This is a genomic window from Streptomyces palmae (assembly GCF_004684805.1).
Taxonomy (GTDB): Bacteria; Actinomycetota; Actinomycetes; order Streptomycetales; family Streptomycetaceae; genus Streptomyces; species Streptomyces palmae.
In genome coordinates this window covers 1-14,109 of the sequence record NZ_SRID01000041.1, presented here as the reverse complement: position 1 = coordinate 14,109, position 14,109 = coordinate 1, and the positions used below count along the sequence as shown (strand labels likewise).

The 14,109-nt window shown below is 75.6% G+C and carries 13 protein-coding genes; 4 read left to right on the top strand and 9 right to left on the bottom strand.

Annotated elements, in window-relative coordinates:
- Positions 1 to 87: 87 nt before the first annotated feature.
- The 4 genes from E4099_RS07185 (at position 88) to E4099_RS07170 (ending at position 5,907) form a co-directional block, all read left to right on the top strand.
- Entirely contained in the window at positions 88 to 927 is an 840-nt protein-coding gene (locus E4099_RS07185; RefSeq protein ID WP_342451908.1) for a universal stress protein, read from the top strand.
- Positions 928 to 998: 71 nt separating this feature from the next.
- Positions 999 to 2,345 carry a nicotinate phosphoribosyltransferase gene (locus E4099_RS07180; RefSeq protein WP_135338101.1) on the top strand — a complete coding sequence of 449 codons (1,347 nt, stop codon included), beginning with the start codon at positions 999 to 1,001 and terminating at the stop codon, positions 2,343 to 2,345.
- Between the two features lie 166 nt (positions 2,346 to 2,511).
- Complete coding sequence (locus E4099_RS07175; RefSeq protein ID WP_209446546.1) at positions 2,512 to 3,417, top strand: universal stress protein; 906 nt, start codon at positions 2,512 to 2,514, stop codon at positions 3,415 to 3,417.
- Positions 3,418 to 3,486: 69 nt separating this feature from the next.
- Entirely contained in the window at positions 3,487 to 5,907 is a 2,421-nt protein-coding gene (locus E4099_RS07170; protein ID WP_135338100.1) for a glycoside hydrolase family 65 protein, read from the top strand.
- 137 nt (positions 5,908 to 6,044) lie between these two features.
- Here E4099_RS07170 and E4099_RS07165 read toward each other — a convergent pair whose 3' ends face one another.
- The 9 genes from E4099_RS07165 to E4099_RS07125 all read right to left on the bottom strand — a co-directional run.
- Entirely contained in the window at positions 6,045 to 6,707 is a 663-nt protein-coding gene (locus E4099_RS07165; protein WP_135338099.1) for a CBS domain-containing protein, read from the bottom strand.
- A gap of 99 nt (positions 6,708 to 6,806) precedes the next feature.
- Positions 6,807 to 7,439: a V-type ATP synthase subunit D gene (locus E4099_RS07160; RefSeq protein WP_135338098.1), complete on the bottom strand. Its 633-nt coding sequence runs from the start codon at positions 7,437 to 7,439 to the stop codon at positions 6,807 to 6,809.
- Entirely contained in the window at positions 7,436 to 8,860 is a 1,425-nt protein-coding gene (locus E4099_RS07155; RefSeq protein ID WP_135338097.1) for a V-type ATP synthase subunit B, read from the bottom strand. The genes E4099_RS07160 and E4099_RS07155 overlap by 4 nt, the downstream gene beginning before the upstream one ends.
- Positions 8,857 to 10,614: a V-type ATP synthase subunit A gene (locus tag E4099_RS07150; RefSeq protein WP_245244653.1), complete on the bottom strand. Its 1,758-nt coding sequence runs from the start codon at positions 10,612 to 10,614 to the stop codon at positions 8,857 to 8,859. The genes E4099_RS07155 and E4099_RS07150 overlap by 4 nt, the downstream gene beginning before the upstream one ends.
- Positions 10,602 to 11,126 carry a hypothetical protein gene (locus tag E4099_RS07145; RefSeq protein WP_135338095.1) on the bottom strand — a complete coding sequence of 175 codons (525 nt, stop codon included), beginning with the start codon at positions 11,124 to 11,126 and terminating at the stop codon, positions 10,602 to 10,604. Before E4099_RS07145 ends, E4099_RS07150 begins: the two co-directional genes overlap by 13 nt.
- The gene (locus E4099_RS07140) at positions 11,123 to 11,335 is read right to left on the bottom strand and encodes a V-type ATP synthase subunit F (protein WP_245244651.1); all 213 of its coding nucleotides are present in this window, start codon (positions 11,333 to 11,335) and stop codon (positions 11,123 to 11,125) included. The genes E4099_RS07145 and E4099_RS07140 overlap by 4 nt, the downstream gene beginning before the upstream one ends.
- Before the next feature lie 10 nt (positions 11,336 to 11,345).
- Entirely contained in the window at positions 11,346 to 11,765 is a 420-nt protein-coding gene (locus tag E4099_RS07135) for an ATP synthase subunit C (protein ID WP_135338093.1), read from the bottom strand.
- A complete protein-coding gene (locus tag E4099_RS07130; protein WP_245244650.1) occupies positions 11,762 to 13,150 on the bottom strand; it encodes a V-type ATPase 116kDa subunit family protein in 1,389 nt (462 codons plus the stop codon). Before E4099_RS07130 ends, E4099_RS07135 begins: the two co-directional genes overlap by 4 nt.
- A 4-nt stretch (positions 13,151 to 13,154) precedes the next feature.
- On the bottom strand, positions 13,155 to 14,109 hold a 955-nt coding region (locus E4099_RS07125), incomplete at its 5' end, for a hypothetical protein (protein WP_342451907.1).

Here is a 14,109-nt window from a genome sequence, read left to right as displayed (position 1 = left end):
TCGCGAGTACCCCGGCTGACTTGCCCCATAGCAGGCGAAGGGGGAATTCTTGCTGGAGAGACCTCCGAGGAGGCGGGGAACGTGGCCATGCCCCTCGTCGTCGGTGTCGACGGCTCGGAAGCCAGTCTGGAAGCCGTGGACTGGGCTGCGCGGGAGGCGCGGTGGCACCGGGCGCCGTTGTGCCTGATCCACGTCGCCGACGGCGGGTGTCCCCCGGAGGACCAGGGCGGCACGGCCGCCGGCCTGACCGACACGGCCGTGGCCAGGGCCGCCTCGGGAGCTCCGGAGGTGAGTCTGACGTCGGAGGTCCTGCGGGGCGCCGACCCGGCCGCCGCGCTGATCGAGCGGGGCCGCAACGCCCTCGCCGTCGTCCTGGGGGCGCGCGGGCGCGGGACTCTCGAAGGGCTCCTGGTGGGCTCGGTGAGCCTGGCGGTGGCCGGACGCGCCGACTGTCCGGCCATCGTCGTGCGGGGGGCTCCGGAACACCGCCGCGACCGCTTCGGCTCCGTGGTCGTGGGGATCGAGGACGGGGCGGGCAGCGGTACGGCGCTGGAGTTCGCACACCGTGAGGCACGGGCGCGCGGATGCGGGCTGGTGGTGGTGCACGCCGGCCGGGAACCGCTCCGCGGTACGGCGCATCGGCCGTTCTCCACCCAGGACGCGCCGGACGGGGGCCGACGCCGGCCGGCGGAGGTGCTCGACGCCGCGTTGGACGGGCTCGGTGGCGGATACCCCGACGTACCGGTGGAGCGCCGGGTCGTGGACGCACCGGCGAGGCAGGCACTGCTGGCGGCGGCGTCCGAGGCGGATCTGCTGGTGGTGGGAGGACACCGCCGCACCGGCCACTTCACCCTCCACCTGGGGCTGGTCAGCCACGGTGTGCTCCACCACGCACCGTGCCCGGTCGCCGTCGCCCCGCAGATCTGACACCTGGGCGGACGCGCGCGGTCCCCCCCGGCCCCGCCCGCGGACGTCCCCGGCGAAGGAGAGGGTCCCGAATGTCCCGGGTGACCACCACCGACCTGTACGAAGTGACCATGGCGATGTCCTACCTGCGGGAGGGCATGGACCGCCCGGCGACGTTCAGCCTCTTCGTCCGCGCCCTGCCCCCGGCCAGGGGGTTCCTGGTCGCCGCGGGGTTGGAGGACGCCCTGGACTTCCTGTCCGACTACCGGATCACCGCCCAGGACGTCCAGGACTTCGCCGCGGTGCTGAACCGCCCCGCGGAAGACCTCGCTCCCCTGCTGGGCCTGCGCTTCACCGGGGGCGTCCGCGCGGTCCCCGAGGGCCGCCTGGTACTGGCCGGCGAGCCGCTCCTGGAAGTGACCGCCCCGCTGCCGATCGCCCAACTGGTCGAGACGTACCTCCTCAACCAGCTCAGCCACCAGACGGCGATCGCCTCGAAGGCGGCACGCTGTGTGATCGCGGCCGCCGGGCACCCACTGGTCGATTTCTCCCTCCGGCGCACCCATGGCCCGCAGGTCGGGTTCCACATCGCACGCCTGGGCGCCCTGGTGGGCTTCGCCGGCACCAGCAACGTCCTCGCCGCCGCGGAGCTGGGCATCCCGGCCGTCGGCACCATGGCGCACTCGTACGTGGAGGCATTCCCATCCGAGGAGGAGGCGTTCCGAGCCTTCGCCCGGGCCCACCTCGGCCCGCTGACCTTCCTGGTGGACACCTACGACACCGAACGGGGGGTGCGCACGGCCGCCCGGGTGCTGCGCGACCTGGACCGGGGACCGGGCTCGGCGGTCCGGTTGGACAGCGGCGACCTGGGGAGGCTGGCGGCACGGGCGCGCGAGATCCTGGACACCGCCGGGCTGCCCGGCGTACGGATCGTCGCCAGCGGCGGACTCGACGAGTACGCGGTGGACCGGCTGGTCCGTGCCGGAGCACCGATCGACGTCTACGCGGTGGGCACGCGGGTGGGCGTGGCGGCCGACGCCCCCTACCTGGACTCCGCCTACAAGCTGGTCGAGTACGACGGCAGGCCGGTCATGAAGCTCTCCTCCGCCAAGGTCACCGCGCCCGCTCCGAAGCAGGTCCACCGCCGGCCCGGATACGCCGACGTGATCGGCCTCCTGGAGGAACCGCCACCCGCCGACGGGCATCCCCTGCTGGAGACGGTGATGAGGGACGGGCGGCGCGTCACCCCGCGGGGCTCGCCGGCCGAGGCCAGGGCACGCTTCCTCACCGACCTCGCCCAGCTGCCGGCGGAAGCCCGACGGATCACCGACCCGGTCGCCCCTCGCGCGCGGGTCTCCGACCGGCTCGCCGCGTTGACGGACCGGGTCCGGCGCGACCTGGAGACAGGAACACGGCCACCCCCGGGCCCGCCGCGGTAGACCAGGCGGCCCGCTGCCGGACCGGCCCGGGCACGCAGGCCGGCAGCGGCGTCGCCGCCATCCGCGCGGGCACGCCCACGCCCCTCGGGGCGCGCGCGAGCCGTGGGGTAGCCCGGCGCACTCGGGGTACCCGCCATGCGGCACTCCGTGCGAAGGCGGTGGGAACATGCTGCACAGCCCCTTGGTCGTCGGTGTCGACGGCTCCGAATCCAGCCTGCGGGCCCTGGACTGGGCGCTGGCCGAGGCCGCGCGCCATGATCTGCCGCTCCGACTGGTCCACGCCTCCCTGTGGGAGCGATACGAGGGCATCCGCCCGTCGTTCGCCGCCGAGCGCCCCACCGATCAGGTGATGGCCGAGCACATCGTCGCCTCCTGCGCCGAGCGCGCCCACGCCCGCGACCCGGGGGTGCGGGTCTCGGCGGACATCGTCCCCGAGGACCCCGTGAGCGCCCTGCTGAGGGCCGGCCAGGAGGCCTTCGCCGTCGTCACCGGCTCCCGGGGCCGTGGGGCCCTGCCGGGGCTGCTGCTGGGCTCGGTCGGACTGGGGGTGGCCGCCCACGCCTCCTGCCCGGTCTTCGTGGTCCGCGGTGACCGCGACAGCGAGGCCGGCGACGCCGGCGGGGCCGCAGAGCCGCGACCTCGGGGAAGGGTCGTCGTCGGGGTGGGGGAGCCCTCGGACGGCACCTCCGCGGTGCGCTTCGCGCTGGGCGAGGCCGAGGCCCGCGGCTGCCCCCTGCAAGCGGTACGGGCCTGGCGCCACGCGGTCCACCACCGCCCCGGGGAGGAGGCGGCGGCCGGGGGCGGTGCCCAGGCGGAGGAGGCGCGCGCCGCGCAGCTGCTGTCCGATGTGCTGCGGGCGGCCGAGGCGGACCGCGGCCGGACGGAGGTGCGCCGCGCCGTGGTGGAGGGCGCGACCCACCGGGTCCTGCTGGCCGTCTCGGCGGACGCCGATCTGGTGGTCGTCGGCGCGCTCCGCCGTCACGGCCGCGTCGGCCTGCAACTCGGCCGGGTCGCGCACGTCCTGCTGCACCACGCGGAGTGCCCGGTGGCCATCGTGCCCCGGCGCGCCTGAGAGACGGCCTTTGACCCGGTCCGGCCCAGCCGGGACGGGACCCGGTCCCCGAGGGGGTGGAGTACGAAAATGGCCGACACCCAGTGGACATGGCGGTACGACGGATACGACCCGTCCCAGGAGAGACTCCGCGAGGCGCTGTGCACGCTGGGCAACGGCTACTTCGCCACCCGCGGCGCGGCCCCCGAGTGCAGGGCCGGACTGGTGCACTACCCGGCCACCTACGTCGCCGGCTGCTACAACCGCCTCACCTCGGCGGTGGCCGGCCGGCAGGTGGTCAACGAGGATCTGGTGAACCTCCCGAACTGGCTGCCGCTGCGCTTCGGACTGCGGCCCGCCGGCGGTCCGGGCGGCCGATGGTTCTCCCCGGACACCACACCTCCCTCCGACTACCGGCAGTCCCTCGACCTGCTCCAGGGCACGCTCAGCCGCCGCTTCCGGTACCGGGACGAGGAGGCGGGGCCGGTGGAGGTGGAGCAGTGCCGGCTCGTACACATGGCCGATCCGCACCTGGCCGCCCTGCGGACCGTGATCAGGCCGCTGGAACGGGCCGGAGAGGTGGAGATCGAGGCGTCCTTGGACACCGCGGTGACCAACGGGAACGTCCACCGCTACCGTTCACTGGACCGCGACCACCTGGCCCACCCGCAAACCGGCCTGGCGGACCCGCACGTGCTCTGGTCGCGGTGCCGCACCAGTGACTCGGAGATCACCGTCGCCCTGGCCTCGCGGACCACCCTGCGGCACTCCGCGCCCGCCCTCCGCCACGAGGCCCGGCTGTCACGGCGGCGCGCGACCGACCACCTCGTGGTCCCGGTGGGGCCCGACCAGCCGGTCACCGTGGAGAAGACCGTGGCCCTGCACACCTCGCGCGACCGGGCCATCAGCGACCCGCTCGGCGCCGCGGTCGAACACGTGGTCGCCGCGGCCGACTTCGAGGCGCTGCGCCACTCCCACGCGGCCGCCTGGGCCGGGCTGTGGCGAAGGGCGGAGCTCACGGTACCGGGCGAGGCGGGCCGCATCCTCCGCCTCCACCTCTTCCACGTGCTGCAGACCCTGTCGCCGCACACGGCCGATCTCGACGTGGGCGTACCGGCCCGCGGACTCCACGGAGAGGCGTACCGCGGCCATGTCTTCTGGGACGAGCTGTTCGTCCTGCCCTATCTCAACCTGCACTTCCCAGAGGTCTCGCGGGCACTTTTGGACTACCGGTACCGCAGGCTCCCGCGCGCCCGCCGCGCGGCCGCGGAGATCGGCCGCGGGGGTGCCCGGTACCCCTGGCAGAGCGGCAGCGACGGGCGCGAGGAGACCCCGCGACTGCACCTCAACCCGCGGTCCGGCCGCTGGCTGGCGGACCACTCGCACCTCCAGTACCACGTCGGCTCCGCCGTCGCCTACAACGTGTGGCGGTACTGCGAGGCGAGCGGGGACACCCGGTTCCGGCAGACCAAGGGCGCCGAGATGCTGGTGCAGATCGCCCGGTTCTGGAGCGACAGCGCGGTCCTCGACCCCGGCTCGGGCCGCTACCGGATCCGCGGCGTGGTCGGCCCGGACGAGTACCACGACAGCTATCCGGACGCCGCGCGACCAGGGCTCGACGACAACGCGTACACCAATGTGACCGCCGCCTGGGTGATCGCCCGCGCCCTCGACGTGGTGCGCGGCCTTCCTCCGTGGCGCCGGGAGGAACTCCTCGACCAGGCAGGCGTGGACCCCGGGGAACTGCAGCGCTGGGAGGAGGTGTCCCGGCGCCTGAGGGTGCCCTTCCACGACGGGGTCATCAGCCAGTTCGCGGGCTGGCACGAACTGGCCGCACTGGACTGGGATCACTACCGCGCCCGGTACGGGGACATCCGGCGGCTCGACCGGATCCTGGAGGCGGAGGGCGACAGTGTCAACCGCTACCAGGCGTCCAAGCAGGCGGACGTCCTGATGCTGGGATACCTGTTCGCGCCGGACGAACTCGGCGACCTCTTCCGCCGGCTCGGCTACCGGCTGGACGAGGAGACCTGGCGGACGACGGTCGACTACTACCTGCGGCGCACCAGCCACGGGTCGACCCTCAGCAGCCTGGTGCACGGCTGGGTCCTGGCGCGCTCCCGCCGCGGCGACGCCTGGCGGCACGTGCGGGAAGCACTCGAGAGCGATGTCGCCGACGTGCAGGGCGGCACCACCGGGGAGGGCATCCACCTCGGCGCCATGGCCGGCACCCTGGACCTCGTACAGCGCGGCCTGACCGGCCTGGAGATCCGCGAGAGCGCTCTGCACCTGGACCCGGCCCCGCTCCCGGAGCTGTCCCGGTACGGGTTCGCGCTGCGCTTCCAGGGCCACTGGGGCATCCGCATGGTGCTGGAACAGCAGAGGTTGACCGTCAGTGTCCCGGCGTCCGAGGAGACGCCGATCCGCGTGGTGCTCACCGACCGGGCGGTGACCGTCGCACCGGGAGAGACCTGCGCCCTGATCCTGCCCGAGGGCCGGCCCGCGGAGTAAAGGAGTGAGCGGGTAAGCGGTGGGGCAGCGCACGAGCGCGGCGCCCTTCGCGGGCATCGCGAGGCTACCGCTGCCGAGCGGTCTCAGCCCACCGCCCCGTCGCCGGCGGTGACGGACGGCATCGTCCCCCGGCGGTGTCAGACGTCCACGTCGTCGACGGCGTAGTCGATCATCGGCCGGATCGAGACCACGCCGTCCACTCCCCGGGCGAGCCGTTCGACGATCTGGGCGGTCCTGCGGCTCTCGACCGCGCCGCGCAGGGTGACCACTCCGTCGTGCACCTGCACCTGGACGTCCTCCCCGCTCAGCCGCATGATCCCGGTCAGCACCTCGTCCTGGATCTCCTGGCGGATCTCCGCGTCCGGCCGCAGGAAGACACGCAGCAGGTCGGACCGGCTGACGATGCCGACGATGCGGTCGGCGTCGTCCACCACCACCAGCCGCCTCACCCGGTAGCGGTCCATCTCCCGGGCCGCGCCGGCGACCGGCCAGTCGGCGCGGACGGTGGCCACCGGGGCGGTCATCAGTCCGGCCGCGTTCTGCGCCCGCGCCTTGGCCGCCTCGTCGCCCCCTTGCGAGGGTGCGGCCCGGCCGGGCAGGTCGGGATCCTCGATCTGCTTGCGGAGCAGGTCCGCCTCGGACACCACTCCCACCGGCGCGCCCTGCTCGTCGGCCACCGGAACGGCGCTGATGCCATGGGTGGAGAGGAGGGACGCCACCTCCTTGAAGGGGGTGTCGGTTCGGACGGTGACGACATCGCGTGTCATCACCTCACTGACGGTGGTGTGACGTGCGCCCATCGTCGCCTTCCTTCCTGTTCGGGCGGCGCCTGGCCTCCAGGCCACGGCCTCCGCCACCTCCACTGTGACGCTTCGGGCCGCAGCCGGCGAACGCTCGGGTCACCTGCCTCGGCCCTCCCCGTCCCGCCGGCCGGCCCAGCCGCGGCGTACCGCGTCCTCGTGCTCGTCCTGTTCCAGGGCCTGACCGATCCGACCCAACTGCTCTTCCAGACGGGGGATCCGGTGGCGGCGCAGGGCGCGGATGCGCCGACGGGTGCGCCGCGCCTCGGCACCGACGAGCCGAGCGGCGGCGGACAGCGCCGCGTACTCCACCGCCGCCCGCACGGCCTGCCGGTAGGCGTTCTCGGCATGGACCAGGGCGGTGTTGCCGGGAGCCGCCGCCTCGGCCGCCCGCGGGGGCACCGTGCAGTCCGCCTCCGCGGGATGGCGCACCCCCATCGAGGTGGTCTCGCCGAGGGCGACCTCGGCGGCGCCCACTCCCGCCGCGGCCGCGGCCAGGGCCTGCTGACCGCCCAGGAGGACGGCGCGCACCAGCCAGGTCTCGGCCTGCCGCACGCTCTCCCGCCAGGTGTGGTCGGCGGCGTCCGCGGCGGCCCGCAGGCGCTCCTCCTCCGCACGGAGGATGCCCGACTTGCGTTCCAGGAGGTCGGCGCCCCGGTGGGCGACCCGCAGGCCGCGGCGCAGCCGCAGCCGGCCGGCGCGTCCCTGGGGGAGCCGGGATCCGCTGGTCACGCCGGGTCTGCCGGTACTTCGGCCGGTGCCGCCTCCGGCGCCGGCGAGCCGGGGAGGCGGGCGTCGAGCAAGGCGGCCGGCAGCATGGCGAGCTGGCCGCGCGGCAGCGTGAGCAGCACCTCCCAAGCGCGCTCCAGCGTGTCCTCGAGCGGGCGGAGTTCGTCGGGCCGCTGGTCCACGAACCGCTCCAGGAAGGCGGCGTCGAGGTCCAGGTACCGGCGGTCGGCGGCGCTCAGGCCCGCATGTCCCATCAGGTCGGCCAGTTCTCGAACCTCCCGTGCCCGGGCGATGGCGGCCAGAAGCTGCGCCGCCACGTCGAGGTGGTCCGCCCGGGTGTGGCCGGGGCCGGCGCCCTTGCGCATCAGCCGGGACAGCGAGGCCAGGGGATCCACGGGCGGGTAGATCCCCCGCGCGTGCGCCTCACCCGACAGGACGATCTGGCCTTCGGTGATGTAGCCGGTCAGGTCGGGCACCGGGTGGGTGATGTCGCCCGCCGGCATGGTGAGCACCGGCAGCACCGTCACCGAACCGGGCCGTCCGCGGATCCGTCCGCACCGCTCGTACAGCGAGGCCAGGTCGCTGTAGAGATACCCGGGGTAGGCGCGGCGGGCGGGCACCTCACCCCGGGCGGCGGAGACCTCCCGGAGCGCCTCGGCGTAGCTCGTCATGTCGGTCATCACCACCAGGACGTGCCGTCCACCGGAGAAGGCAAGGTCCTCGGCGACCGTCAGCGCCACGCGCGGGGTGAGCACGCGTTCGATCACCGGGTCGTCCGCGGTGTTGAGCAGGACGACCAGCTCGCCGGCGGCGGAACGCTCCTCCAGGGCGCCGCGGACGAACGCGGCGTCCGGGTGGGTCAGGCCCATGCCCGCGAAGACCACGCTGAACGCCTCCCCGCCGGCGGTGGCCTGGGCGGCGATCTGCGCGGCCAGTTCCAGATGGGGCAGCCCGGCGGCCGAGAAGACCGGCAGCTTCTGCCCGCGGACCAGGGTGGTCAGCCCGTCGACTGCCCCGACCCCGGTCAGTACCGGCTCGGACGGCGGCTCCCGGCGGACCGGGTTGACGGGATCGCCGGAGACCGGGGCGCGCCGGCTGCCGAACACCGGCGGCCCCCCGTCGATCGGCTCGCCGCGGCCGTTGCAGACCCGCCCCAACCAGCCCGCGCCCACCGGGATCCGCAGCGGCTCGCCGCTGAAGACCACCCGCAGGCCCGCCGGATCCATGCCCGCGGTGCCCTCCAGCACCTGGACCACCGCGATGTCGCGGTCCACCTCCAGCACCAGGCCGTGCCGGGTCCCGCCATCCGCGAGCGCGATCCGCACGAACTCGTCCCAGCCCACCCCCGACACACCCTCGACCACGGCGAGCGGGCCGTGCAGCGCGCGCACTCCCGTGTACTCCACCTCGCCGCGCGCCGTCATGCCGTCCGCTCCGCGACCCGCGCCAACCGGGACAGCGCGGCGTCCCGGAAGGCCGCCACGCCCGCGGCGTCATCGGGGCCCACCTCCTCCCGGGCCCGCAGCAGCGGGCTGAGGTCCACGTCCTCGACCACCTCGGCGGGCACCCCGGAGTCGACCAGCTCCCGGCAGCGGTCGACCACTGCCAGCACCGCGTCCACCAGGGCGGCGGTCTTCTCCGCCGCGCAGTAGGCGTCGTGCTCGGACAGCGCGCTCTGCTGGAGCACCGCCTCCCGGACCAGCCGCCCGGCCAGCACGCTGATCCGCTCCCGCGCCGGCAGCGCGGCGACGCCGATCAGGTCCACCAGGTCCGCCAGCCGGTCCGCCTCGGCCAGCAGGTCGGCGATCCGCGCCCGCCGCCCGGCCCACTGGGGATCGCCGGCCGCGGCATGGCGCGCCCCGATCCGGGCCGCGTCGCGGGAGAACGAACCCGCCCAGGAGAGCGCGGGGTAGTGGCGGGCGTAGGCCAGCTCCCGATCCAGGGACCACAGGCAGCGGACGAAGCGCTCGGTCTGCGCCGTCACCGGCTCGGTGAGGTCGCCGCCGGGCGGCGAGACCGCCCCGATCACGGTGATGGACCCCCGCCGACCGCCCAGTGTGGTCACCGCCCCGGACCGCTCGTAGAACGCGGCGATCTCCGAGGCCAGGCCGGCCGGATAGCCCTCCTCGGCGGGAAGCGCCCCGGTACGGGAGCCGAACTCGCGCAGGGCCTCGGCCCAGCGCGAGGTGGAGTCGGCGATGAGCACCACGTCGTAGCCCATGTCGCGGAAGTACTCGGCGACCGTGGCCCCCATGTGGACGCTCGCCTCCCGGGCCATCATCGGCATGTTGGAGGTGTTGGCGATCGTCACCGTGCGCTCGGCGAGCCGGCCGCCGGTACGCGGGTCCGTCAGCCGGGAGAACTCGTCGATGACGTCGGCCATCTCGTTCCCGCGCTCCCCGCAGCCGACGTAGACGATCACATCGGCGTCGCACCACTTGGCGATCTGCTGCAACAGCATGGTCTTGCCGGTCCCGAACCCCCCGGGCACGGCCACGGTGCCGCCCCGGGCCACCGGGAAGAGCAGGTCCACGACGCGCTGGCCGGTGCGCAGGGCGTCGTGCGCGTCCACCCGCCCGCGGGCCGGCCGCGGGCGGCGGACCGGCCAGGACGTGGTCGGCCGCACCTCGGTACCGGCCACCCGGGCGACCACCGCGTCCGGCGGGTACGTGCCCTCGGGCGCGATCCACTCCACCGCTCCGCCGCCGTCCGGCGGAGCGGTGACCCGCACCCGCACCGGGCCGGCGGTGGCGAGTTCGCCCAGCAGCCCGCCGCCGGTGACGGTCTCGCCCACCCGCACGCTCGGGGTGAACGGCCGGCTCAGCCCGCCGGAGTCGGCGCCCGCCCGGCCCGCCGAGCCGGGCACCAGCCAGTCACCGGCACGGTCCAGCGGTCGCAGCAGACCATCGAAGATCCCGCCCAGCAGGTCCGGGCCGAGCCGCGCGGACAGCGGATGGCCCTGGGGCCGTGCGGGATCGCCCGGGGCCAGGCCGCCGGTGTACTCGTAGCCCTGCACGGTGACCACGCCGCCGCCGATGGCGACCACCTCGCCGGTCAGCCCGGCCTCGCCCAGGGCGACCAGATCGTGCATGGCGACCCCGTCCGCGTACTCGACCTCCACCAACGGCCCGGCCACCCGCAGGACGCGCGGCAGCGCCCGCGTGCTCACGGTGTCCACAGGCTCTCCACCTCCGAGCCCAGTGACTCCAGCGCCCGCGTGGCGAGCGCGTCCAGGGTCTGGTCCACCCGGCGGTGGCCGGCGACCGCGACGCATCCCCCCAGGGGGGCCTCGGTGACCCGGGCCTCCGGTCCCAGCAGCCGCCGGGCCCGCCGGACCAGCCGGTCGAGCAGGGCGGGGTACTCCGGTGCCCGGCGCAGTGCGCGGACCCGGGCGAGGACCTGCCGGCGCAGGTCCTCGTACACCTCGCGGCGGGCGGCCAGTTCGCACTCCCCGGCCGTCCGGCGGGCGTCCGCCAGGACGGCCCTAGCGGCCCAGGCCCCCTCCGCCTCACCCTGCCGCCGCGCCTGCGCCGCGATGCCCTCCGCCTTCGCGGCGGCGTCGCGCAGCAGGTCCTCCGCCTCCCGGTCGGCGGCGGAGAGGTGTGCCGCGGCCTCGGCATGCGCCCTGCGTAGCAGCTCCTCCCGGACGGGTGCGAGCGCGGCCTCGGTACCAGGCGCCAGGCCGCTCATGGCGGCATCACCGCGGTCAGCGGCCGGGTCCCCTCCAGCGCCGCGGGGTCGAGCGCCGCCGCGGCGGACGCGGTGAGGATGACCAGGCCGGTGTCCGCGGGCAGCCGCCGCCACGCCTCGCGCACCGCCGGCGCGTCCTCTGCGGCGAACACGGACACCCCGGCCAGGGCGAACCCGCAGACCCTCACCTGCTCCCCGATGGCGGCCACGCCCGCCACTTCAGGCCTTCCCGATCAGGATGATGGCGACCACCAGGCCGTAGATGGCGATGCCCTCGGCCAGGCCGACGATGACCATGGACCGCCCGAACAGCTCCGGGCGCTCGCTGATGGCGGCCAGCGCCGCGGCTCCCGTGTAGGCCACCGCGATGGCCGCCCCGATCGAGGCGCCGGCGACCGCGATCGCCGCGCCGATGAGCGCCGCCGAGTTCGGGCCCGGGCCCGCGGCCGCCTGGGCGGGCGCGGCCTGGGCGTGCTCCCCGCCGAGCGCCACCAGCAGCAGCACGAGCGCGCCGACCAGCAGCAGCGCGTCCGCGGCCACCACCAGCCGCAGTCCGGCCCGCCCGGAGCGGCGGAGCAGCAGGCGGGTGGCGCCGGACACCGCCAGCACGACGGGCAGTGCGACAAGCCAGGTGATCACGGTACGGCCTCCACTCGCTCGATGGGCAGCCGCCACGGACGGAACGGGCGGCCCTGGTCCTCGAAGACCCGGGAGAACAGCTCGTAGAACTCCAGGCGCAGCGCCTGCACACCCGCGACCAGCGCCTCCAGGGCGAAGGCCAGCGCGTTGCCGGCGGTGAAGACGGCGACCGCGCCGAGGGCCCCGGCGGGACCCGAGCCGACCAGGGCCGTCGTGCCCTGCCAGACGATCCCGCCCAGCGCGGCATGGGTCAGGCCGAAGGCCGCCAGCCGGGTGAAGGAGATGGTGTTGGAGCCGATGCGCAACACCATGTCGAGCAGTTGGACGGCGGTCTGCGCCACGCCCCCCGCGCCGTGCGAACTCGCCGCATACCACCCCGAACCGGCCAGCACCAGCCCGGCGAGGCAGAGCAGGCCACCTCCGGCCGCCAACCCGGGGATTCCGGCGGCCACCGCCCCCGCGAGCAGTCCAAGACCCAGGAAGAGCAGCGCCCCGGCGACGCCGGACGGCGCGTAGAGCGCGGAGGACGGCCCGCCCTCCCGCCAGCGGTTCGCGATCCCGGCCGCGTAGGCGAGCGCCAGCAGCCCCGCCCCCAGCGCGGCGGCGGCGGTGAGCAGCCGCAGGGGCTCCGCCGGCGGGCTCAGCCAGAGCACCGGGAGCACTCCGGTGGGTCCGAAGAACTCCCCGTACGCCAGGCCGGCCAGCACGCTGGCGATTCCCGCCCCCGCCACGAACGGCCACAACCGGTGCAGCCGCGCCAGGCGTCGCGGCCGACCCCGGCGCAGTGCCAGCGCGCCCAGCAGCAGCAGGGCGCCGTGCCCCGCGTCGCCGAACATCACTCCGAACATGACCACATAGGCGAGCCCCGCCGCCATCGTGGGATCGAGGTCGGGGTAGGGAACGGTGCCGTAGGTCCCCAGGAGGGGGCGGAACGCGCCGCGCAGCGCACCGGTCTCCCGCAGCAGGGTGGGCGGGTCGGTGCCGCGCGGGGCGGGCAGCGGCACCAGCGTGCCGCCGGCACCGGCCAGGCGCGCCGCGGTCGCCCGGACATCGCGGACCGGGCACCAACCCGCCACCGCCGCCACCGAACCGCGCCGCACCGCGCTGCCCAGCCGCTCCTCCAACTGGGCCTCGCCGGCCAGCAGATCCACCCGGCCCGCGCGCTCCAGCGCGTCCAGATCGGGCGGTCCGGGGCTGAGCACCGCGCGCACCGGCTCACCCCGCAGGCGCTGGAGCCGGCGTCCCGCGGGGCCGGGCGCCCCCTCCCCGGCGGCCCCGGAACGGTCCAGCTCCACCCGACCGCTCTCGGCGACACCCACCAGGGTGTCCCGCAGGGCCTCCCACGGTGCGACCACCGCCACCCGCTGCATGCGGACCGGTGCCATCCGCTCACCCCGGAACATCGAACACCTCCCGGCTGCCACCGCCCCGCGCGGCGAGCTCCAGGGCGCCCCGCACCCGCCACGCGTCCACGCAGAGCAGCGCCGCCGCCCCCGCCACCGGGGCGGCGCCCGGGCGCGAGGTGCGCAGCAGCTCCCGCCCATCGCTCTCCAGCCGCTCCCACCAGCGGCCCTCCGCCCGCCACAGCTCCGCGGGGTCGTCCACCCCGTCCAGAGCCCAGCCGGCCGTGGCGGGCAGCAGCCGCCGGAAGTCGCCGTACGACGCGGCCTCGGCGGCCCCGGTGCCCAGCAGCCGGGCCGTGGACCGGGCGGCGGGTTCCGTCAGGCGGCGGCCGAGCAGGTGGACCTCCCTGGCGATCAGCAGAGCCAGTCGGCCCGCGGCCCAGCGCGCCACCTCCGCCGGGCCCAGGACGGAGCGCACGGCGGCGGAGACCCGCATCCCCAAGCCCACCGCTGCGGGCGAACCGCCGCCCGGATCCCCCCAGGGCGAGGCGGCCAGCACCGCCCGCAATTCGGCGGGCGAACGGGCCCGGGAGAGCCGCGGCCACGCGGTCGACAAGGCGCCCAGCCGGTACGGCCGGCCCGCCCCGGCGCCCTCGCCCTCGGCCAACCGCCGCAGCTGGTCCTCGGTGTTGGCGATCTCGAACTCCGCCGCGAACAGCCGGACCAACTCCACACCTCCGCGCGGCTGCCACCCCGCCAGCACCCTCAGGTGCCAGAGCAGGGCGGCGGCCACCGCCCGCTGCGCCCGGGCCAGCGGCGCCTCCACGTCCAGTTCGCGCCGGTACGCGGTACCCGTCAGGTAGCGCAGGGCGTCACCGAGGCTGTGCGCCGCGGCCACCTGCCCCGCGCCCGCGGCCCCCACGCGGCGGTTCAGCATGGCCCTGGCCCGTGTCACCCCGGCCACCCACCCGGCGCTCATCCCGGGCCCCCGTCCTCCGCGC